Origin of the sequence: Streptomyces sp. SCL15-4 (assembly GCF_033366695.1) — a bacterium.
Lineage (GTDB): Bacteria > Actinomycetota > Actinomycetes > Streptomycetales > Streptomycetaceae > Streptomyces.
Genome location: NZ_JAOBTQ010000001.1, coordinates 4,069,186 through 4,090,374 on the forward strand (window position 1 = coordinate 4,069,186; position 21,189 = coordinate 4,090,374).

The following is a 21,189-nucleotide window of genomic DNA, read 5'->3' on the forward strand; positions in this document are numbered from 1 at the left end:
GGCGGTGGTACGTGGATCAGGCGGCCGGGGCCGCCCAGGCGCGGGCCACCTCCAGCGCCTGCTCGGGGTTGAGCCGGGGGTCGCACAGGGTGGCGGGCGCGTCCCCGGCCGGTCGGGCGCCGAGTTCGGCCGGATCCGTCCGGACGCACTCGGCGACGTCGTACGGAGTGGTCTCCAGGTGCAGGCCCGCGGGCGTGCCGCCGGCCTCGGCGACCACCTCCAGGAAGGCGCGGACCTCCTCCACCACCGTCCGCACCACCCGGACCTTGGCCCCGGACGGCGCCTTGACGGTGTTGCCGTGCATCGGGTCGCACAGCCACGCCACCCGGTGCCCGGCCTCGCGGACGGCGCCGACCAGCGGCGGCAGCGCGGTGCGCAGCGCCGGCGCGCCCATCCGGGAGATCAGGGTCAGCCGGCCCGGCTCGCGGTCCGGGTCCAGCCGGGCGCACAGGGCGAGCAGGTCCGCCGGGCGGGTCGCCGGGCCGACCTTGCACGCGACCGGGTTGGTGACCTGCGCCAGCATCCGGGCGTGCGGGCCGTCCGGGTGCCGGGTGCGTTCGCCGATCCACGGCAGATGGGTGGAGGCCAGCAGGACGTGGCCGGCCGTGGTGCGCCGCAGCAGCGGCAGCTCGTAGTCGAGGACGAGCGCCTCGTGGCTGGTCCACACCGGGGCGCCGGTGGGCAGCGCCCAGTCACTGGTGCGCTGGCGCAGATACGTCACGGCGCGATGGGCGGCGTAGTAGCAGTCCAGCATGCGGCGCGGGTCCGCGCGGCGGGCCGCCGGTGTCGGTTCCGGCGCGTTGACCAAGTGGCCGCGGTAGACCGGCAGTTCGCGCCCGTCGACCATTTCGGTGGGCGCGCTGCGCGGCTTGGCGAACTGCCCGGCGATCCGGCCGATGCGCACCACCGGCCGGCCGGTGCCCGCCAGCATCACCCCGGCCAGCGCGTCCAGCAGGCCCGCCTTGCGCAGGACCGCCGACGGGGTGCACTCGGCGGGGTCCTCCGCGCAGTCGCCGGCCTGGATCACCAGGTAGTGTCCGGCCGCCGCCTCGGCCAGCAGGGTCCGCAGCAGGCGCACCTCCTCCCCGGTCACCAGGCCCGGCAGCTGGGCGAGTTCGGCGCGGGCCGCCGCGGCCTGGACGGGGTCGTGCCAGGCGGGCTGCTGCGGGGCCGCGCCGAGGTCGCGGGGGAAGTCCTCGTCGAGATCGTCCAGGGGCACCTCGACGGCGAGCGGATGCAGCGGATATCCGGGGCGCGTGAGCCCGGTCACGGTCGTCCTCCTGGGGTCGGCGCGATCGCGTACGGCGCGGTGGCGGGTGCCATCAGAACGGCGACTCGTCGGCGGGCAGCCGGCGCGCAAGCGTCAGTCCGTCGGCGACCGGCAGCAGGACCAGTTCGACGCGCTCGTCCTTGCGGGCGTGCTCGTTGAAGGCGTGGACGGCGGCGGCCTTGACCCCGGGGAACTCGTCGATCACCTGGCCGCTGAACAGGGTGTTGTCGACGAGGATCAGGCCGCCCGGCCGCATCCGGGGGACCAGCTCCTCCCAGTAGTCGATGTAGCCGGGCTTGTCGGCGTCGATGAAGGCGAGGTCCAGGTGCGGCTCGGCGGGCAGGGCGCGCAGGGTCGACACGGCCGGGCCGAGGCGCAGCTCGATGCGGTCGGCGACACCGGCCCGGGTCCAGAACTCGCGGGCCAGCTCGGTCCATTCGGCGGAGACGTCACAGGTGATCAGGGAGCCGCCGGGGGCCAGGCCGCGGGCCAGGCAGAGCGAGGACGAGCCGGTGAAGGTCCCGACCTCGACGACGGTGCGGGCGCCGAGCAGCCGCACCAGGAAGGTCAGCAGGGCGGCCTCCTCCGGGGCGACCACCATGTGCGCCTGGTCCGGGATCGCCTCCCGGGTCCGCTCCGCCAGCTCCGCCAGCAGCGGGTCGGGAATCATCCTGCCCTGGGTCAGCAGGTAGTCGTGGAGTTCGGGCGTGAGCGCGATGTTCCTGAGCGTTTCGTTCCGCAGCACGGGTACTCCCGGTGGTCTAGGGGATGGGTGCGCAGGGTGGGGCGACAGGGCACGCGGGGCCGGCGGCCCCGTGGGTCCCGGCTCAGGCGTCCGGGTGGTCCGGGGCGGCCGGCCACGCCTCGTAGGCGCGGCGGACCGCCTCGGCCGGGCGGGGCAGGCCGGCGACGGCGGCGCGCAGGTCGCCGGCGCAGTGCAGCTCGAAGCGGCGCCGGCGGGCGGGACGCCGGTGGTCGCGCACGAAGTACGTCACGGTCGATCCCTGCGGGCCGCCCTCGTGCGGGTTGTGGCCGCCGCCCTCCCACAGCAGTCCCGCCTCGGTGTGCCAGGCGGTGACGACGAGCCGGCCCAGCAGGGGCGCGGAGGGACGGTCGACGACGAACGCGGTGTGGTTCTCGAAGCCGTACGCCGACTCCGCCGCCGCCACGCGCTCGTCGAACCCCTCGCTGTCGCGCGGGAAGAGGAAGACCTCGACGGCCGCGTGGCGCCGCCCGTCCGGCAGCCGGAGCCGCAGGCGGGTGATGTGGACCTCGCAGCGCGCCGGGTCCAGCCGGTGGCGCGTGCTGAGCCGGGCCCGCACCACGGTGCTGGGCACGGTGGGAAGCGGCGCCAGTCCCCTCTCCTCGAGGTGGCGCAGGCCCGCCTCGAGGGTCACGGGAAACAACAGGACGGCGCAGTGGTCGAACGTGCACTCCCGTTCGGTCAGCGCGGCCGCCGTGCCGTCCGGCCGCAGCGGTGCGAGAAGTTCGGACGCCGGCGCGGTACTGGCGTGCCGGGCGTCTCGGATCGCCTCGTCCAGGCGGCGCAGGTCTGCCGCGCGGAACGCGCCGTCGGCGGCCGGGTCGGCGGCCTGCCGGAATGGCGAATGGGTGGTGCCGGAGGATTGAACGAAGGCCATTGATACCTCCTGCCTCAGGGCCGCCGGAATTCTGTGCAGCTCTTCGGTTTCCGGGCAAGAGCGATCTGACGGCGCGGAGTTCGGAGAAGGGGCCCAACGCGGGTTACCGGCGCGTAGCAACGCCGCGACCAGCGAAAACGCGATGATTCGGTCTTATAGATGACCCATATCGGGGGTGGCGATCGATCCGGGTGAGGCTTTTTCCGGACTCTCCTGAAAGCGGAACACGTGCATTCCTTATTGATGTTTCCTATCGTCGGGGAAACCCGGGTTCGCCGCTCCCGATGGAAGCCATCGGCGGTGCCGAACCACACCGCTGGGCCTACGACGGCACACCCTGGGCGACCGCGGAGGTCTTCGCTCTTCATTGGGCTTTCTTATCGAGTCCGCACGCCCGTACGAGATCGGAATTCCTTATCGGGCGAAGCTGGACGAGGCGATCGGGCGCCCCGCAGAATCCCCTCTCGCAAGGCAGCACCTGTTTCGTTCTGCCGCAACGGAGGTTTCCTCGTGAACGCTCCACCCACGGATTTCCCTGCTCCGCCCGGCACCTTCACCGACGCCCTGGTCCGCGCGGCCGAACGCCGCTCCGCCCCCGCCGTGTGGGACGGCGACCGCCGGTGGACCTGGCGGGACCTGCTGCACCAGTCCGAACGCACCGCGGCGGCCCTGCACCGGCACGGGCTCGCGGCCGGCGAGGTGCTGGCGGCCCAACTGCCCAACTCCTGGGAGCTGGTGGTGCTGCACGCGGCCACCGCCCGGCTCGGCGTGCTGTTGCTGCCCCTGCACTCCGCCTACGGCACCCGCGAGACCCGGGCGCTGATCGAGCAGTCCGGCGCGGTCGCGCTGGTGGCCGCCACCGGCCGGCGCGGGCACGACCGCCTCCACGAGATCCGCGCCCTGCGCGAGGACTGCTCCGGGCTGCGGCACGTCTGGGTGTCCGCCGCCACCGGCACCGGCGACACCGGCGGGCTGCCGGACCTGGCCCGCCTGCTCGACCCGGCACCGGACCCGGCCGCCGTCCGGCTGCCTCCCCCGCCCGCCGATCCCGCGGCCCCCCTGGTGCTGCTGGCGTCCTCCGGGACGACCTCCCAGCGGCCGAAGCTGTGCGTCCACAGCCACGGCGGACTCCTCGGCAACGCCGCGGCCGTGGCGGCGGACGGCGGATTCGGCGCGCGGGACACCGTCGTCTCCGCGAGCCCGCTCAGCCACGCCTTCGGGCTGCTCTCGGTGCACCTCGCCCTGGTCACCGGCGCATCGGTGGGCCTGTTCGGCGCCTGGGAACCCCGCGCCTTCGCCGCCGCCCTGCGCGGCTGCGGCGCCACCGCCGCCTTCGCCGTGCCCGCCCAGCTGCGCGACCTGCTCGCGCTGCCGGCCGACGGCTCGCCGGCCGCCCCGCCCACGCTGCGCGAGGTGCGCACCGGCGGCGCCCCCGTGCCCCGCGAACTGGCCGACGCCGTACGGCGCGTGCTCGGCGCCCGGCTCATCGTGCAGTGGGGGATGACGGAGATCGGCGCCGGTACGTACACCCGGCCCGGCGACCCGCCCGAGGCGACCGGCACCATCGGCCGGCCCGCCCTCGGCGCGGCGGTACGCGTCCGCCGCGACGACCGTCCGGCCGCGCCCGGCGAGACCGGTGAGCTGCAGTACCGCAGCCCCTGGATGTTCTCCGGCTACCACCGCGCCCCCGAGCCGACCCGGGCCGCGTTCACCCCGGACGGCTGGCTGCGCACCGGCGACCTGGCCGAGCTGCGGCCGGACGGCTCGGTCGTCTACCGCGGCCGCGCCGACGAGCTGATCAACAGAGGCGGGCTGAAGTTCAGCGCGCTGGAGGTGGAGGAACTCCTCGACGACCTGCCGCAGCTGGCCCAGCACGCCGTCGTCGCCCGCCCCGACCCCCGCCTCGGCCAGCGTTCCTGCCTGGTCGTCGCGTTGCGCGAGGGCACCCGCCTCACCCTGGAGGACGTCACCGGGCACCTGGCCGGCAAGGGCCTGGCCACCTACAAACTCCCCGAACAGCTGGTCGTCGTGGACCGGCTGCCCACCACCGTGACCGGCAAGATCGCCCGCGCCCGGCTGCGCACCATCGCGCTGCCCCCGCTGCCCCCGCGGCGGCCCCGGCGCACCCCGGTGGCGCCCGCGAGCCGTACGGAGGCGGGAACGTGACCGGCGGCGCGCGGCCCGCGTCAGCCGGCCAGCTGCCCGCGCAGCACCGTCTGGAGACCGACCAGGTTGGGGTTGGCCGAGTTGCGGTCCAGCCACGTCATCGTGACCGCCGTACGCAACCGGGCGTCCTCCACCTCGATCACCGCGACCTCGCGCCGGTCCGCCTGGGCCCGCACCGCGACGTGCGGCAGCAGGGCGCACCCCATTCCCGCGGCCACGCACGCGCCGAGGGTGCCGATGCTCGACACCTCGGCGACCGGTTCCTTGGCGGCCGCGCCGGAGAACGCGCCGTCGTACATCTCCCGGAAGCCGCAGCCCCGTTCGGTGGCCAGAAACGGTTCCTTGACAAGCTCGGCGAGCGGTGCCCGCCCGCGCTCGGCCAGTGGATGGTCCGGCGGGGCGATCACCACGAGCGGCTCCTCGGCCAGTGTCTCGGCCAGCAGCCCCGCCTCCGGCGGCGGAGCGCCGAAGGTCAGGCAGACGTCCACGTCGCCGCGGCGCACCGCTTTGTACAGCTCCCCCGGTTGCCCTGCGTCACCCGGACCCGCGCCTCCGGATACAGCGCGCGGTACCGCGAGAGCACCGCCGGCAGCAGATGCAGGCCCACCGTCTCCAGCGCGCCCACCGCCACCTCCGCGCCGGGCCGGGACACCGCCCAGCGTGCCTCCTCCAGCAGCTTGAGGATCCGCTCGGTGTACTCCGACAGCGCCACGCCCTGCGGGGTCAGCCGCACGCGCCGCTGGGAACGGTCGAGCAGGTCCACGCCCAGCTCGCGTTCCAGTGCCTGGATCTGATCACTGACGCTTGACTGCGCGTAATGCAGTTCCCTGGCCGCCTGGGTGACGCTGAGCGTCCGGGCGACCGTCTCGAACGTCCGAAGATGCCGTAGCTCCACGTCGTGGTTCCCCCTAGATCGACCCATCGGCTCAACCGATGTTACCCATAGGGCATTCCCGTCGTCACCAGCGGCAATTCGCCTTTCCAGTCCGCTTGAATGGTTTGTGCCGCCCCCGCAACTTCCTCTTCTATGGCGGTAATTCACGCAATCGAACGAAGGAGAATTACATGTCGACGCAGGCGGAACCGCAGCGGGCTTCCGTCGCACCGGCACGAACCGACAAGCCCTCGCGGACCCTGCTGGTCGGGCTCTCGCTCGGCTACTTCATGGTCCTGCTGGACATGACGATCGTCTCGGTGGCACTGCCCGCCATCTCCACCAGCCTCCACGTCGGGCTGAGCGGTCTGCAGTGGGTCACCAACGGCTACACCATCACCTTCGCCGCCCTGCTGCTGACGGCCGGCTGGCTGTCCGACCGGCTCGGCGGCCGGCGGGTGTTCCTCTGGGGTCTGGCGGCCTTCGGTGTGCTCTCCGGTGTGTCCGCCGCCGCGAACACCCTCGGTGCGCTGGTCGCCCTGCGCCTCGCGCTCGGTGTGGCGGGGGCGCTGCTGCTGCCCGCCTCCCTGGCGGTGATCACCAACGCCTACAGCAACCCCGCCGACCGCGCCCGCGCCGTCGGCAACTGGGCGGCCATCACCGGACTGGCGCTGGCCGCCGGTCCCCTGGTGGGCGGCGCGCTCACCGACACCGTCGGCTGGCGCGCGATCTTCCTCATCAACGTGCCGCTGGCCCTGGTCAGCTTCGTGATCACCCTGCGGCTGGCCCCGGAGACCGCGATCAAGCAGCGCAGCGGCCTCGACGTCACCGGCCAGGCCGGCGCGGTCGTCGCCCTGGGCGCCCTGTCGTACGCGCTGATCGAGGGCCCGGCCAAGGGCTGGGGTGACGCGTGGGTCGTCGGCTCCCTCGTGCTGGCCGCCGTGGCCGCCGCGGTGTTCCTCGCCGCGGAGTCGCGGGCCGGGGACGCGGCGATGCTGCCGCTGCGCATGTTCCGCAGCCGCGGTTTCTCCGCCGCGCTCGGTTCGGGTCTGCTCGCCAACTTCGGCCTGTCCGGGCTGCTGTTCGTGCTGTCGCTGTTCTTCCAGGAGAGCCGGGGCTACTCCTCCTTCAGCGCCGGCCTGGCCTTCCTGCCGCTGACCCTGCCCACCGCCTTCAACCCGATCTACACCGGGCGCCTCGTCGGCCGTATCGGCCCGCGCCGCCCCGCCACCATCGGGTTCGTCCTGATGGGTGTCGGCGCGCTGCTCCAGGCGCCGTTCACCGGCGACTCCGCCCTGGCGCTGACCGCCACCGTGATCGGTCTGCTCGCCTTCGGCTTCGGTGTCTCCTTCGCCCTGCCCGCGCTGGTCGCCGGCATGGCGAGCTCCGTACCGCCCGAGCTGGCCGGCATCGGGGCCGGCGCGCTCAACTCCGCACGCCAGGTCGGCGCCTCCCTCGGTGTCGCCGTCCTCGGTGTGGTGCTCAACCTGTCCTCGACCAACGCCGGCGGCACCAAGTGGGCGCTCGTCGTCGGCGGGCTGGCCCTGCTGTTCGGGGCGGTCGTCACCGGGACGGGCCTGCGGGGGCGTCCCGCGAACTGAACCGGTCCCGGCCCCACGTGCAGCGCCCCTGCCCCAACCACTGGAGGAGCATTGGCAACCGCATCACCGCCCGTCCGTCCCCCGGCCGGTTCACCGGTCCTGCACGTGGACGGGGTCGACCACCTCGCCTTCGTCACCTGGAAGCCCCGCGCCACCGTCGAGTTCTACACCCAGGCCCTCGGCCTGCCGCTGGTGCACGCCATCACCGCCACCGGCTGGGTCACCGAGGACTACCCGGACTTCGTGCACTTCTTCTTCGACATGGGCGCGGGCAACCGCATCGCCTTCTTCTACTACTTCGGCCTGCCGCAGGAGGACGCCCCGAGCGACCTGATGCACCGCTCGCGGCACCTGGCCTTCCACGTCGACACCGAGGAGGAACTCCACGCCTGGCGCGAGCGCCTGAAGAGCCACGGAATCCGGGTCACCCGGCCGCTCGCCCACGAACTGATCGAGTCCATCTACTTCGACGACCCCAACGGCATCCAGCTGGAGATCACCCGTCCGCTGCGGCCCATGACGGAGATCGACGCCCGGGACGCCGAGCTGACGGTCCGGGCGCTCGCCGACGTCGCCGAGTCCCCGCGCCCGTCGGTGGAGGCGCTGTGGCGGCGCAAGGCGGAACTGATCCGCAAGGAGACGGAAGGAGCCGGCCGGTGAGTCTCGCCCTGTACGTGCTGGACGTGCCCGAGTTCCAGCCCGTGGCCCGCGCCGCCGAGGACGCCGGGCTGACCGCCCGGCGGGCCGGCGACTACCTCGAACTGAGCACCGACGCCGACGAGGCCGTGCTGCGCCGGGACGAGTCCGCGATCCGCACCGCGGTGTGGCACGCGGCCCTGACCGGCGGCCTCGACGGCCGCATCGTCCGCTTCACTTCCGGCATCCTCCACCTCGCCAAGGAGGCGGCATGAGCACGAGCACCGGTCCCACCCCTGCCACCCGGTCCTCGTCGTGGGCGGCGGACCGGCCGGCCTCAGCGCGGCCCTGGCGCTGCGCGCCGCCGGGCTGCCCGCGGTCGTCCTGGAACGCCGTACGGAGAGCACCGTACGGCCCGGCAGCCGCGCCGCCTATCTGCACGGCGCCTCGCTGCGCGAGCTGGAGCGGCTGAGCCCCGGTCTCGGACACGAGATAGCGGGCCGCGGCGTGATGTGGGCGACGAAACGCTCCTTCTGGGCCGGCAAGGAGGTCTACACCCGCACCTATCCGCCGGTCACCCGCGAGGGTCTGCCGCACTTCACCAGCCTGCCGCAGGTGATCACCGAGGACCTGATGGCGGCGGCCTGCCGCAAGCAGGGCGTGGAGTTCCACTGGGGAGTGGAGATCACCTCGGCGCTGAGCACTCCCGAGGGCGTCCTGCTCAAGGACTCCGCCGGCCGCGAGTGGCAGGCCGAATACGTGGTCGCGGCCGACGGCTCCCGTTCCGCGCTGCGCTCGGCGATCGGCAGTCCCCTGGAGGGACCGCGGTCCCGGAACACCTTCGTGGTCGTCGACCTCGACGACGACCCGGAGCACCATCCGCTGCCGATGGAGCGCGTCTTCCACTACCGCCATCCGAACGTCGGCGGCCGCAACGTCCTGACCGTGCCGTTCGCGGGCGGCTGGCGGGTCGACCTCAACCTGCTGGTGAACGACGACCCCGAGCGGTTCGTCTCGCCGGAGGGCCTGCGCCGCTGGATCCCGCGGATCCTGCCCGAGGCGTACGGCGACCGGGTCCGCTGGGTGTCGACGTACCGCTTCGCCCAGCAGGTCGCGGAGCGCTTCACCGACGCCCACCGCCGGGTCCTGCTGACCGGCGAGGCGGCCCATCTGTTCGCGCCGTTCGGCGCGCGGGGCATGAACTCCAGCGTCCCGGACGCCGTGCGGGCGGTGGAGGCGGTCACCGAGGCCCTGGAGAAGGAGGGCGACCGGGCCGCCGCCGGCGCGGCGATCGCGCGGTTCGCCCAGGAGCGCAAGGAGGCGGCCACCTACAACCGCGCCTGCGCCAGCGCCGCGCTGGAGCACATGCTGGCCCACCGTCCCTCCCTCTGGCTGCGCCAGCGCGCCGCCGCCGCGGTGGCCGAGGGCCGGCCGCAGGGCGGGCGAGTGGCTGGACTCCGCGCCGTACGGCCCGAAGCTGACGGCGCGGGGAGCGGGCCGCGGCTCGTACTGAGCGGCCGCCCCCGTCCCCTCCGACGGCGGCCCGTGCCCGGGCGGCGAATCCCCCGGGCCGGTCCCGCGGCACGGGCCGCCGCCGGAGGTTCCGCACCACCCGCCGCTCCGCGTTGGGAAAACGTCTCTGCACTCGGTCAGGGCGGGTCGACCGGCGTACCGGCCAGGATCATCCGTGCCACCGCCCGCACGGCGTCCACGACGGAGTCGCGCAGGGCGGGCGAGAAGGCCAGATAGACGGGGAAGGGCGAGGGGGCGGGGCCCAGGACACCGGGCGGGGTCGGGCGGATCCCGGGGTGCTTCTGGTGGGAGTTCTCGCACAGCGCCGTACAGGCGAGACCGGCCTGGACGGAGGCCCGCACGGTGTGCGGATCGCTGCACCAGGGGATGGCGTACCACGTGACGCCGTTGCGGTCGAGCGTCTCGGCGATGTGCAGGCTCAGCGCGGAACTGCCGCCGAGCTGGGCGATGGGCACCCCGCGGCCGGCCGTGGGCGGCGGGCTGCCGAACCAGTCCAGCCGCACCCGCCCCAGCATCTCCGCGCGGGCCGTCCTGGTGCCGAGCAGCAGGGCCGCGTCGATGTCGCCCTCGGTGACCCGGTCGGCGAGCGGGGCGCTGAGGTCGGTGACCATCGCGCACCGCAGGTGGGGCATCTCGGCGTCCAGCCGGGAGAACATCCGGCCCAGCCCGTCCGCGAAGTGGATCGAGCAGCCCATGCTCAGCGTCTCCTGGCTGCACAGGGCCGACACCCGGTCGAGCACATCGCCGTTGAGCCTGATCACATGCCGGGCGTGGATCACCAGCTCCCGCCCGGCCGGTGTCAGCCGCAGCGGGCGCTTGGTGCGGTGGAACACCGGTGTCTGGACGATCGATTCGAGCCGCTGCACCTGCTGGCTGACGGTCGGCTGGGTGACGTGCAGCGACTGGGCGGCCCGGGCGAAACCGCCCTCCTCCACCACGGCCAGCAGGGTGCGCAGGAGTTTCACTTCGATGTCACGCTGCATGGCTGTGTCCCACCCGTTCCGTTGAGACCGACCGTGGGGGGCGTCAGACCGACGGCCGAGGCCGGACGGGTGGAAGCACGTTTCCGGACATGTCTGGACGACAGAACACAGGACCCCCCGAACACCCGCGCTCCCGGACCGAGATAGGGCTCATTGTTACCTCATTGGCCGGATCCATCCAATAAGGAGAGAAGGAAAGGAAAGTTAAACGAACAAGGGAGCGTCCTGTGAACGTGTCGTGGAAGCCGCACGGCCGCCGGTGTCACCGCGGACGCGCCGGGAAGCAACTTGTTCCGAAGACGGGCGCATGATGTTTCGCGCCCCGGGTAGGCGGCGCCCTGAGAGCCCGCTCGTCGGAGTGGGCGTGAACGGCAGGGAGGGCCTGGGATGACGACGGGACTCGTCGGTATGACGACCGGCGCCGGCACGGAGCTGCCGGACATCGCGGATCCGCAGAAGATCGCACCCCAGGACGCCCGGGAGCTGACCAAGACGTTCCTGGACCGGCTCGCCGTGCTGGAGGAAGGCACGCACGAGTACCAGTACGCGCGCAACACGCTCATCGAGATGAACATGTCCCTGGTGCGCTTCGCCGCGCGCCGGTTCCGCAACAGCGGCCAGGACATGGAGGACGTCGTCCAGGTCGGCACGATCGGCCTGATCAAGGCGATCGACCGGTTCGAGATCTCCCGTGACGTGCAGTTCACCAGCTTCGCGGTGCCGTACATCGTCGGCGAGATCAAGCGGTTCTTCCGGGACACCTCCTGGTCCGTGCACGTGCCGCGGCGGTTGCAGGAGGCGCGGACCGAACTCGCCAAGGCCAGCGAGGAACTGCGCAGCCGGCTGGGACGCGCGCCCCGGGTCTCGGAGCTGGCCGCCCTGATGAACCTCACGGAAGAGCAGGTCGTCGAGGTCCAGATAGCGGCGAACGGCTACACCTCCGCCTCCCTCGACGCCGCGATCACCGGTGACGCCGAGGAGGGCGAGGCGGCCCTCTCCGAGTTCATCGGCGAGGAGGACAGCGCCCTGGAGCTGGTGGAGGACTTCCACGCCCTCGCCCCGCTCGTCGCGTCCCTGGACGAGCGTGAGCGGCGGATCCTGCACCTGCGCTTCGTCGAGGAGCGGACCCAGGCGGAGATCGGCCAGGAGCTGGGCGTCTCGCAGATGCACGTCTCCCGGCTCATCTCCCGCATCGTGGCGCGACTGCGCGCGGGGATGCTCGCCACCGGGTGACCCGGCCCGCCCCGCGCCCTGCCCCGGCTACGACATGTTCGGCCGGGGCAGGCGCACGACCGTCACGAAGAACTCGTCGATCTGCCGGACCGCCGCGATGAACTGGTCGAGGTCGACGGGCTTGGTGACGTAGGCGTTGGCGTGGAGCTTGTAGCTGCGCAGGATGTCCTCCTCGGCGGAGGACGTCGTCAGGACCACCACGGGGATGTGGGCGAGGTCCGGGTCGGACTTGATGCGTTCGAGGACCTGCCGGCCGTCGTACTTGGGCAGGTTGAGGTCGAGCAGGATCAGGTCCGGGGTCGGGGCCCCGGCGTAGTCCCCGCGGCGGTAGAGGAAGTCGAGGGCCTCCTCGCCGTCGCGGACGACGTGCAGCGTGTTGCCGATCTTGTTGTCCTCGAACGCCTCCCGGGTCATCAGCTCGTCGCCGGGGTCGTCCTCGACGAGGAGCACCTCGATGGGCTCTGCGGGGGCGTGGTCATGCGGGTCGTCCTTCCGGGGTGGTGCGGGCGGGCGCCGTCGCGTCGGGTGACGCGGGGCGGCCGGCCGCGGTGGCGGGCAGCGTGAGGCTGAAGCGGGTGCCGCCGGTGTGGGCGGTGTCGATCCAGATCCGGCCGCCGTGGAACTCCACGATCTTCTTGCAGAGGGCCAGGCCGATGCCCGTGCCGCTGTAGGCGTCCCGGCCGTGCAGGCGCTGGAAGATCACGAAAACCTTTTCGGCGAACTCCTCGGGTATGCCGATCCCGTTGTCCGTCACGCTCAGCCGCCAGGCCGCGCCGTCCTCGCCGGCGCCGGGATCGGGCTCGCAGGTGACGACGACGCGGGGCGCGCGTTCGGGGTGGCGGAACTTGACGGCGTTGCCGAGCAGGTTCTGCCACAGCATGACCAGCAGCGTCGGGTCGCCCGTCACCTCGGGCAGTTCGTCCGGGCGCTCGATCACCGCGCCGGACTCCTCCGCCGCCGCCGCGAGGTTGGCCACCGCCTTGTCCAGGGTCTTGTCCAGGGCCACCGGGACATGCGCGTCGTTGACCCGGCCGACCCGGGAGAAGGTGAGCAGGTCGTTGATGAGGATCTGCATGCGCTTGGCGCCGTCCACGGCGAACGCGATGTACTGCGTGCCGCGTTCGTCGAGTTTGTCGCCGTAGCGCTTCTCGAGCAGCTGGCAGAAGGAGGCGACCTTGCGCAGCGGCTCCTGGAGGTCGTGGGAGGCGACGTAGGCGAACTGCTCCAGCTCGGCGTTGGAGCGGCGCAGCTCCACCGCCTGTGCGTCCAGGTCGGCGGCCTGCCGGGTGAGGTGCTCCTGCTGGACGCGGGAGGCGTCGAGTTCCGTCACCAGGCGCCGGCGCATGGCCTCGACGTCACCGGACACGGCCCGGATGTCGGCGGGTCCCGCGGGGACGATGCGGTGCTGGAACTCACCTTGGGCGACCCGGCGCGACGCGGTGCGCAGGGCGGCCAGGGGCCGGGCGACCAGGGTGTGCACCAGGACGGCCAGGACCACGGCGGTGAGCAGGAAGGCGGCGACCATGCCGCCGAGCACCCAGTTGCGCACGGTGCGGATGCGGGACAGCTCGCCGCGGCTGTGCTCCCGGGCCTGCGACAGGTGCCGGTTCTGTGTGTCGAACAGCGCGCGGATGTGGTCGAAGGCGGCCTTGCCGCCTTCGGTGGTGGCCCGGTCGGCGGGCCGGGCGGCACCCGGGGTGACGCCCGCGATCAGGGGATCGGCGTACCTGCGGCGCCAGTCGGCCGCCGCGCGCTCGATGGTGTTCACGTCGTCCCGCAGCACCGGCCGGTCGCCGACCAGCCCGCGCAGCCTGCTCGCGGCGTCGCGTTCGGCCTCCCGTCCCTCGGTGTACGGGGCGAGGAACTGCCGGTCCGTGCCGAGCACGTAGCCCCGGACGCCGGTCTCCTGGTCCAGCAGGGCGTTCTGGAGGCGCAGTGCCTCGGCGCGGGCCGGCTGGATGCTCTCGGTCAGCCGGTCGGAGACGCGCGAGGTGCGCGCCAGCAGTTCCGCGCCGACCACCGAGCCGGTCAGCACCAGCGCGATCATCACGGCGAGGGCGAGCCGGAACCAGCCCTGCACGGTGAGCCGGCCGCGTCGGCGGGGACTGGGTGTTGCGGGGGTGTCGTCACCGTCACATTTCCTCGTTCACTCGGGCTGCCGGTGCCACCGCAGGTGCAGCACGGCCACGTCGTCGGCGAGACCGCCGTGGTCCTCCGCCAGTGTCTCGGCACGGCCGATCAGTTCGTCCACGAACGCCTCCGCGGGCAGGGTCGCGATCGAGCGGGCCACCTCCAGCAGGCCCTGCTCGCCGAGGCGCTGGTGTCCGGGGCCGGTCCGTCCCTCGAACAGGCCGTCGGTGAACAGGACGACTCCCGCGCCGGGCGGCAGGGCGAGGTCGGCGACGGGCCAGCGGGCCAGGCCGTCCGGCAGCAGCCCGAGCGCCGGTCCCCCGGGCACCTCGATCCAGTCCACGCGGTCGCCGGAGCGCAGCAGCATCCCGGGATGGCCGGCCCGCGTCACCCGCGCCGAACGGCCGTCCGGCGGCAGCTCGATGCTGGTCAGCGTGGCGAAGATGTGCTCGCCGGTGCGCTCGGCGACGAGGATCTCCTCCAGTGTGCTCAGGCGCCGGGCGCCGGGGGCACCGCTGACCACGAGCGTGCGCCAGGCGATGCGCAGCCCCACGCCGAGCGCCGCCTCGTCGGGTCCGTGTCCCGAGACGTCGCCGACCAGGACGTGCACGCAGCCGTCAGGGGTCTGCACGACGTCGTAGAAGTCGCCGCCCAGCAGCGCCTGTTCGCGGCCCGGCAGATAGCGGGCGACGATGTCCAGGCCCGTCGCGTCGCGGAGCAGCGGGGTGGGCAGCAGCCCGCGTTCCAGCCGTCGGTTCTCCTCGGCCCGCAGCTGGCCCGCCTGCAGGGCCGCGGCCGCCTGTTCCGCCAGCTTGCGCTGGATGGCGTACCGGACCGCGCGGCCGAACAGTTCCGCGTCGACGCGGCCCTTGACCAGGTAGTCCTGCGCGCCGGCGGCGACCGCGGCCAGTCTGCGTTCCTCGGCGAGGCCCGTGAGCACCACGACCGCCACGTCCGCGTACCGCCGCACCCGGGCCACGCCCTCCAGGCCGTGGGAGTCGGGCAGGTGCAGGTCCAGCAGGACGCAGTCCGGTGCCTCCGCCGCCAGCGCGGCGCGCGCCTCGGCCAGGGAGCGGACCCACGTCAGCCGCATTCCCGGAGAACAGTCGGCGACCAGTTCCTCCACGAGGAGGGCGTCCGCCTCGTCGTCCTCGATCAGGAGCACCGACGGCTCGTGCCAGGCCCCGGCCGCGTCCGCCACGGTGGTGGGGTCACGGGGAACCGGTACGCCGGCAAGCCCATGCTGTGTTGGGAGCATCCGTCCCTGCTTCCCCTCCAACGCCTTGGCCGAGCCTCTCGGAGCCGCTTATTGCCATGCGGCAATGAATGAAGCCTACTTGCCGCGATCGGCCCGGTCCCAGGCGGAGGGGACCGGACGGCAGGGACGGGCCGGTTTCGGCCATTATGCGGAAATCCGGACAGACGCACGGGCCGGACCGGGCGTCCCGTGACGGCGGGGAAGTCCCTACGATGGCCCGGCCGGTGGTGGTTGTGCGGCGGCTCGTCGGGTACCGCGTTTGAATGAGGGTGGTATCGGTTTGGGCAGGCCATTACTGAAAGTGACGTATTCGTGACTCGTCTCAGCGGCTCCGGGGACGACCAGCCGAACGGACCGGGTGACGATCCCCTGTCCGTCGCGCGGGAGGTCGCCGATGCCGTGGACGGTCTGGCGAATCTGTGGTCGGTGGCCGCCCAGGGCGCGAGTCTCAGGCTGTCGCCGCATCAGCTGCGGGCCCTGCGCATCCTGGAGGCCGAGCCGGGGCTCAATCTCACGGCGCTGGCCGAGGGCATGGAGATAGGCCCGCCGACCGCCAGCCGGCTGTGCGACCGGCTGGAGGCGGCCGGTCTGCTGGAGCGGCTGCTGCATCCGCACAAGCGGCGCGAGGTGCAGCTGGTTCTCACCGGGCGCGGCCGGCAGGTGCTGAACGAGGTGGCCGAACTGAGGTCCCAGGCGCTCGCCGCGGTCCTGGCCGGCATGCGGCCCGCCGACCGGGAGGCGCTGAGCCGGGGCATGCGGGGCTTCCTGACCGCCCGCGACGGCACCGGCCGGCCGCACCTCTGACCGGCGGGGCGGGCCGCCGGCCGTGCGTCAGGCCGTCCCGCGCCCGGGCCGCCCGGTCACGCCAGGGTGTGGCACAGCAGCAGGCAGACGTCGTCGTCCCGGGCGCAGTCGCGCAGGAGCGGCTTGAGCAGGGCGTCGGCGGCGGCCTGCGGGTCCTGCTCCAGCTCCGGGGCGCTCAGCCCGGCCAGGGCCCGGCCGAGGCGCTCGATGCCCGGATCGATGCCCAGTGCCCGGCGTTCGACCAGGCCGTCGGTGTACAGCACCAGGGACGAGCCGGGAGCCAGGCCGGCCCGGTGGTCCGTGTGGACGTACGGCACCGGCATGCCCAGCATCACGCCCGGTCTGGCGTCCAGCACCCGCACGGTGCCGTCGGCTCCGCGCACGACGGCGGGCGGATGGCCGGCCGAGGCCCAGACCACCTCCGGCTCGCCGGGTCGGAAGCGGGCGATCAACGCGGTGGCGTACAGCTCGGGTTGCAGGTGCCGGAGCATGCGGTGCAGCCGCGTGAGGATCTCCGCGGGGCTGTCGCTCTCGACGGCGTAGGCGCGCAGGGCGGTGCGCAGCCGGCCCATGACGACCGCGGCGTGCAGGCCGTGCCCGGTGACGTCCCCGATGACGGCGAGCACACCGCCGTCGGGCTGGAGGAAGGCGTCGTACCAGTCGCCGCCGATGTTCAGGCCCCGGGTGGCGGGCAGGTACCGCGCGGCCAGCAGCAGTCCGGGCGGGGCGGGCAGTTCGGTCAGCTGGGCGCGTTGCAGGGTCTCGGCCGTGTCGCGGTGCCGTTCGTAGCGGCGGGCGTTGTCCAGGGCGATGGCGGCGCGGCGGGCCAGTTCGACCAGCATCACCGAGGTGTCCGGGTCGAAACGGGGACCCGGCGCGGAGAGCGTGAGGACGCCCAGCGGGCGGCGGGCCGTCAGGGGGATGGCCAGCTGCGGCCGGCGCGGGTACGGCGCGCGGAGCGGAAGGTCGTCCACGCCGGGCAGCTCCCCGGGGTGCGCGGCGGCGTGCTGGGGACGGCCGGTACGGGCGGCGGCCACCGTGGCGGCGGAGCGTTCCGGGACGCCCGCGCGGTTGCCGCCGTCGTCCTCGGCGCGGAGCGGGACGTCCTCCTCGTCGAAGAGCCAGACGTCGAGGTGCCCGGCGTACCGCGGCACCAGGAGCCCGGACAGGCGGCGCAGGACGGCCGAGGGGCTGAGGGAGGACGTGACGGTGGCGCTGGCGTCGCCGAGGAAGGCCAGCAGGTGCCGGGCCCGCTCGGTCTCGGTGCGGGCGGCCCGCTCGGCGTCCAGCAGGCCGCGCTGCACCAGGGCCGCTGCCTCCAGGTCGGAGTGCAGGGCCAGGACACCCTGGTCGGTCCGGTGCAGTTCCTCCCGGTGCAGCCGGACGAGGCGCTCCTGCTCGTCCAGGCGGCGCAGGACGGCCGCGGTGTCCTCGTCGGCGCGCAGCAGGGCCTCGGCGAGCGGCGGCCGGCGGGCGCCGGCCGCCCTGCGGGGCCGTGGGGCAGGGGGCAGCTGAGGTCGGGGTCGTCGCCCGGGTCCGGCGCGGGCGAGCCGGCCGGGCGCAACGACACGTCGAGCCGGGCGTCGTGCCCGGCGGTGGCCCGCCGGACGCGCAGCAGCAGTTCCCATCCGCCGCCCGCGCCGAGGCAGCGGCGCAGCCGTGCCGTCAGCGAGCTGAGGAAGCGGGCCCGGTCCAGCGCCGGCGCCTCCGTGGTGGCGCGGGCGGCGGCGGCCCGGGCCAGGGCCGCGTCGGTGACCGACGCGATGGTCCACAGGGCAGGGGTTCCCATCATGCATCCGTCCGGTGGGTAGGAGGTGTCCCGGGCCGCGTTCATGGCGTGGCCGCGCGGGGCGGGGGAGGCCGCAGACCCAGTCGGTGATGGTGACGGTGGTGCCCCGGCCGGGACGGCTGTCGAGGACGAACTCCTGGACGAGCCGCCGGACGCCGCTCAGGCCCAGCCCGGGGCCGTCGCCGGAGGTGTAGCCGTCGGTCATGGCCAGGCCGACATCGCGGATGCCGGGGCCGGCGTCGACGAAGGACAGCCGCAGACCGCGCCGGGTGCCCTCGCCGAGCCGGGTGATCTCCATGTGGCCGCCGCCGCCGTGGACGAGGGTGTTGCGGGCCAGTTCGCTGACGGCGGTCACCAGCTTGGTCTGCTGCACCAGACGGAACCCGAGGTCGGCGGCGACGAGGCGCACATGCCGGCGCACCTGGGCCAGGTCCGCGTCCGAGCCGATGGGCAGACGGGTGGCCGGGGCGGGCGGGGCATGCATCACGCACCCTCTTCCGGGTGGTCGGGCGGGGTCACCGGAGGGCCGCGGCGCGGCAGGGTCCCCGCCGTTCCGGCGTCCGGACGGCGGCGCGGGCGAGTCCCGGACCGGACGGGGCGGCGACCACGGCGCGGCGTACCGCCTCCGGCACGGCACGGCACGGCGGCGGCAGACGCGCACCCGCGACGATCCCGGCCGGAACGATGCGAGCGAGCGGCCGGGCGCGCACCCGCGACGACCCGGGCCCGGACGGTAAGGACGTCCGACCGCCGTACGCCGCTTCCGGCGCTCTCGGCCCGGACGGGAACGGCGTCGCGTCCGCCCGGCGCCGCGCGAGCCGCTCCCGGTACCGTTGTGTGCACGCGCCCGGCCGCTCGGCCGTCCGGGATGTCGATTCGTGCTCCGGCACCTGCATCGTCTCCCTGCTGCGCGTGTCCGGCCGACCTCGCGCTGAGCCATCACAATCATTGCCACATGACAAGCGTCAACGCGAGGGCATGGGCCGGCCAACACGCGATCGTCACAATCGGGCGGTCCCGCCGCTCACCCGCCGGCCGGCTTCCCGTGCCAGTCCAGGCACAGGACGAGCGCGTCGTCGTCGGGTACGGGCTTGCCGCGATGACCGGACAGTTCCCGCAGGATCGCGCGCGGTACGTCGGCGGCGGGCAGCAGCCGGGTGGACTGGATCGCCCGGGCCAGGGCCGCGTCCCCGTACGTCTCGCCCTTCGGGGAGGCCACCGCGTGCACCCCGTCGCTGACGAAGACCAGGCGGTCACCGGGCTCCACCCGGAAGTCCTGGGCGACGTAGTCGGTCTCCTCGAACATGCCCAGCGGGAGCTGCGCGTCGAAGTTGACGTGCTCCACGGAGCCGTCGCGCAGCCGCAGCAGCCGGGGGAGCCCGCGTCCACGACACTGGCCCGGCCGGTGGCCAGGTCGAAGTCGAACATCAGGACCGACAGATAGCAGCGGCCCCGGTAGTGGGCGTAGACGGCCTGGTCGGCGAGGGCCGCCTGGTCGGCGATGGAGATGCCGGCGCGCCGGGCGTTGCGCAGCGCGTTGATGGCCAGGTTCGTCAGCAGCGACGCCTCTATGCCCTCGCCCATGCCGTTGGTGACGTACAGCATGAGGTGGTCGGCGGTGGCGGACCAGTCGAAGTTGTCGCCGAAGATGGCGTACGCCGGTTCCAGCTGCGCTCCCAGCTCGTACTCCGGGCGGGAGCAGGAGCGGCCGGGCAGCAACTGCCACTGCATCTCGGCGGCCAGGGTGAGCCGCTCCTTGCGGCGCGCCTGGAGATACAGGTCGGTGTCGCGTTCGGCCACGATCACCTCGTGTCCGAGCACGTCGGCGATGTCGGCCAGTTCCGGTTCCCAGTGGCGCACGGCCTCGCCGCCGGGCAGGGTCACGCTCAGCACGCCGAGCCGGTCGCCGCGCACACTGACCGGGAGGTGCAGGCGGATCCGTCCGTCGCGGCCGTCCTCGCAGTACGGCCGCTGCGAGCCGAAGGCGCGGCGCGGCCGGCCGGGCTGTTGTGCACCGGGACCGGCTCCAGGGTGTGCGGCAGGACCGACACCGGTTGCAGGACGCTCAGGCCGTAGTCGGCCATGTACAGCTCGACGTCCTCCGCGCCGTACTGCTCCGTCAGTACGGCACGGGTGGCGTCGAGCAACGCGTCGGGAGCCGCTGTTCGCAGTGCGCGTTCAGCGGCCACGAATCTGTTCATAAGGGATTGATCACCTATCCTTTGCCGGACTATGTACATGCCTCGTCCACGAGGCCGGTCTGCCGAGCGAGCCGCGTCGGTCCCCTTGGGCCGCCTGGGGCCGGAGCGCGTGCCTAGTACGCTGACAGGCGCCCCAGTGCCTGCGAGAGTGTGACCGTGACTGCCTTCCGCCGCCGCCCAGAGCCCGACGAGGTCGCGCGTGTGACCACCACGGCCGTCGAGCTGCTGGAAGTCGTGTGGGGCCGCGCTTCGACGGCGCCCACCTCCGCGTCCCAGCTGCGCGTGCTGCACATCCTGGAGCACCACGACGGCATCAACCTGCGCACGCTCGCCGAGACCCTGGCGTCCACCCCGCCGTCCACCAGCAGGCTGTGCGACCGGCTGCAGGCCGCCGGTTTCGTCGAGCGGGTGGCGAGCCCGGAGGACCGGCGGGAGGTGCGCCTGCACCTCAGCGGCCGGGGCCGCGCCTTCCTCGCCGACCTGCGGGCGCGCAGGGAGCGGGAGTTGCGCAAGGTGCTGGCGGATATGCCGGCCGCCAAGCGGATCGCGCTGCTGGAGGGACTGGAAGCGTTCTGCGCCACCGCGGCGACGCAGATACTCGACGACGCCTCGGACCCGGGCAGCCAGACCGCCTGAGCCACCGTTCGCGGCACCGGTGCCACCGTTGCCTCTCGGCGATGGTGGCCGGCACACGGAGCGACCTCCGTCCACCGGAGCATTCCAGGTCCTTCCCCGTGCACGTCCGACACGGTTACTTTGTTGCCTCGCGGCTATTGTTGTCAAACAGCAACAGTACGTCTGACAGCCCTCGGTGGAATCCGGATACCCCGTGGCGGGCCGTTCTGCCGGGGGGTGTGCGCCATGTCTCCGATGGAGGGGAATGACGCATGCACGGGGCCGATGCGGGAATCAGCGCTGCTCGCGGGAGGGAGCGGCGGGGCCCGGCGGTCAGGCGGTCAGGCGGCGTCGGCGGATCGCCGGCCGTCACGTGCCGGGGTGCGGCCTTGCGTCCGCCGCCCCGGATCACCCGCAGGCGGCCGGCGGCGGCGTGCCGGGCCCGACGCGGCGAGC

The 21,189-nt window shown here is 73.4% G+C and carries 16 protein-coding genes and 3 pseudogenes; 8 read left to right on the forward strand and 11 right to left on the reverse strand.

Annotation, left to right across the window (positions count from 1 at the left end; all coding sequences use genetic code 11):
- Positions 1-16: 16 nt before the first annotated feature.
- The 3 genes from SCK26_RS17780 to SCK26_RS17790 form a co-directional block, all read right to left on the reverse strand.
- Positions 17-1,213: a 3-deoxy-7-phosphoheptulonate synthase gene (locus SCK26_RS17780; protein ID WP_397955820.1), complete on the reverse strand. Its 1,197-nt coding sequence runs from the start codon at positions 1,211-1,213 to the stop codon at positions 17-19.
- A 109-nt stretch (positions 1,214-1,322) separates the two neighbouring features.
- Entirely contained in the window at positions 1,323-2,015 is a 693-nt protein-coding gene (locus SCK26_RS17785) for an O-methyltransferase (protein ID WP_318202285.1), read from the reverse strand.
- Positions 2,016-2,097: 82 nt separating this feature from the next.
- Entirely contained in the window at positions 2,098-2,910 is an 813-nt protein-coding gene (locus SCK26_RS17790) for a hypothetical protein (RefSeq protein ID WP_318202286.1), read from the reverse strand.
- A 510-nt stretch (positions 2,911-3,420) separates the two neighbouring features.
- On the opposite strand from SCK26_RS17790, the gene SCK26_RS17795 reads away from it, so the two are divergent.
- A complete protein-coding gene (locus tag SCK26_RS17795; protein ID WP_318202287.1) occupies positions 3,421-5,076 on the forward strand; it encodes a class I adenylate-forming enzyme family protein in 1,656 nt (551 codons plus the stop codon).
- 20 nt (positions 5,077-5,096) lie between these two features.
- Here the strand turns inward: SCK26_RS17795 and SCK26_RS38000 are convergent.
- A pseudogene (locus SCK26_RS38000) lies at positions 5,097-5,998 on the reverse strand (LysR family transcriptional regulator).
- Positions 5,999-6,141: 143 nt separating this feature from the next.
- Here SCK26_RS38000 and SCK26_RS17810 point away from each other — a divergent pair.
- From SCK26_RS17810 to SCK26_RS17825, 4 genes are read left to right on the forward strand one after another with little or no spacing between them, the layout of a single operon-like run.
- Entirely contained in the window at positions 6,142-7,551 is a 1,410-nt protein-coding gene (locus SCK26_RS17810) for an MFS transporter (protein WP_318202290.1), read from the forward strand.
- 51 nt (positions 7,552-7,602) lie between these two features.
- A complete protein-coding gene (locus SCK26_RS17815; RefSeq protein WP_318202291.1) occupies positions 7,603-8,211 on the forward strand; it encodes a VOC family protein in 609 nt (202 codons plus the stop codon).
- Complete coding sequence (locus SCK26_RS17820; protein ID WP_318202292.1) at positions 8,208-8,462, forward strand: hypothetical protein; 255 nt, start codon at positions 8,208-8,210, stop codon at positions 8,460-8,462. The genes SCK26_RS17815 and SCK26_RS17820 overlap by 4 nt, the downstream gene beginning before the upstream one ends.
- A gap of 40 nt (positions 8,463-8,502) precedes the next feature.
- Positions 8,503-9,936 (forward strand): FAD-dependent monooxygenase, encoded by a 1,434-nt coding sequence (locus tag SCK26_RS17825; RefSeq protein WP_318202293.1) that lies wholly within the window; start codon positions 8,503-8,505, stop codon positions 9,934-9,936.
- Here the strand turns inward: SCK26_RS17825 and SCK26_RS17830 are convergent.
- On the reverse strand, positions 9,837-10,703 hold the full coding sequence (locus SCK26_RS17830; RefSeq protein WP_318202294.1) for a LysR family transcriptional regulator: 867 nt from the start codon (positions 10,701-10,703) through the stop codon (positions 9,837-9,839). The two genes, SCK26_RS17825 and SCK26_RS17830, sit on opposite strands and share 100 nt — an antisense overlap.
- A 387-nt stretch (positions 10,704-11,090) precedes the next feature.
- Here SCK26_RS17830 and SCK26_RS17835 point away from each other — a divergent pair, with 387 nt between their 5' ends.
- On the forward strand, positions 11,091-11,936 hold the full coding sequence (locus tag SCK26_RS17835) for an RNA polymerase sigma factor SigF (protein WP_318202295.1): 846 nt from the start codon (positions 11,091-11,093) through the stop codon (positions 11,934-11,936).
- A 27-nt stretch (positions 11,937-11,963) separates the two neighbouring features.
- Here SCK26_RS17835 and SCK26_RS17840 read toward each other — a convergent pair whose 3' ends face one another.
- The 3 genes from SCK26_RS17840 to SCK26_RS17850 all read right to left on the reverse strand — a co-directional run bounded on the left by SCK26_RS17840 (position 11,964) and on the right by SCK26_RS17850 (position 15,324).
- The gene (locus tag SCK26_RS17840; protein WP_318206035.1) at positions 11,964-12,392 is read right to left on the reverse strand and encodes a response regulator; all 429 of its coding nucleotides are present in this window, start codon (positions 12,390-12,392) and stop codon (positions 11,964-11,966) included.
- 19 nt (positions 12,393-12,411) lie between these two features.
- Positions 12,412-13,983, reverse strand: a complete 1,572-nt coding sequence (locus tag SCK26_RS17845) for a sensor histidine kinase (RefSeq protein ID WP_318206036.1) — start codon at positions 13,981-13,983, stop codon at positions 12,412-12,414.
- A gap of 99 nt (positions 13,984-14,082) precedes the next feature.
- Positions 14,083-15,324, reverse strand: a complete 1,242-nt coding sequence (locus tag SCK26_RS17850) for a PP2C family protein-serine/threonine phosphatase (protein ID WP_318202296.1) — start codon at positions 15,322-15,324, stop codon at positions 14,083-14,085.
- Between the two features lie 312 nt (positions 15,325-15,636).
- Between SCK26_RS17850 and SCK26_RS17855 the strand changes: the two genes are divergently transcribed.
- Positions 15,637-16,128: a MarR family transcriptional regulator gene (locus tag SCK26_RS17855; protein WP_318202297.1), complete on the forward strand. Its 492-nt coding sequence runs from the start codon at positions 15,637-15,639 to the stop codon at positions 16,126-16,128.
- A 56-nt stretch (positions 16,129-16,184) separates the two neighbouring features.
- Here the strand turns inward: SCK26_RS17855 and SCK26_RS17860 are convergent, their stop codons facing one another.
- The 3 genes and pseudogenes from SCK26_RS17860 to SCK26_RS17870 all read right to left on the reverse strand — a co-directional run bounded on the left by SCK26_RS17860 (position 16,185) and on the right by SCK26_RS17870 (position 20,118).
- Positions 16,185-17,924 carry a PP2C family protein-serine/threonine phosphatase gene (locus SCK26_RS17860; RefSeq protein WP_412080855.1) on the reverse strand — a complete coding sequence of 580 codons (1,740 nt, stop codon included), beginning with the start codon at positions 17,922-17,924 and terminating at the stop codon, positions 16,185-16,187.
- A 51-nt stretch (positions 17,925-17,975) separates the two neighbouring features.
- Positions 17,976-18,401 (reverse strand): annotated as a pseudogene (locus tag SCK26_RS17865) (anti-sigma regulatory factor); the annotation flags it as partial.
- 540 nt (positions 18,402-18,941) lie between these two features.
- Positions 18,942-20,118 (reverse strand): annotated as a pseudogene (locus tag SCK26_RS17870) (PP2C family protein-serine/threonine phosphatase).
- Positions 20,119-20,319: 201 nt separating this feature from the next.
- Here SCK26_RS17870 and SCK26_RS17875 point away from each other — a divergent pair.
- Positions 20,320-20,754 (forward strand): MarR family winged helix-turn-helix transcriptional regulator, encoded by a 435-nt coding sequence (locus SCK26_RS17875; RefSeq protein ID WP_318202298.1) that lies wholly within the window; start codon positions 20,320-20,322, stop codon positions 20,752-20,754.
- The last annotated feature ends 435 nt before the right edge of the window (positions 20,755-21,189 follow it).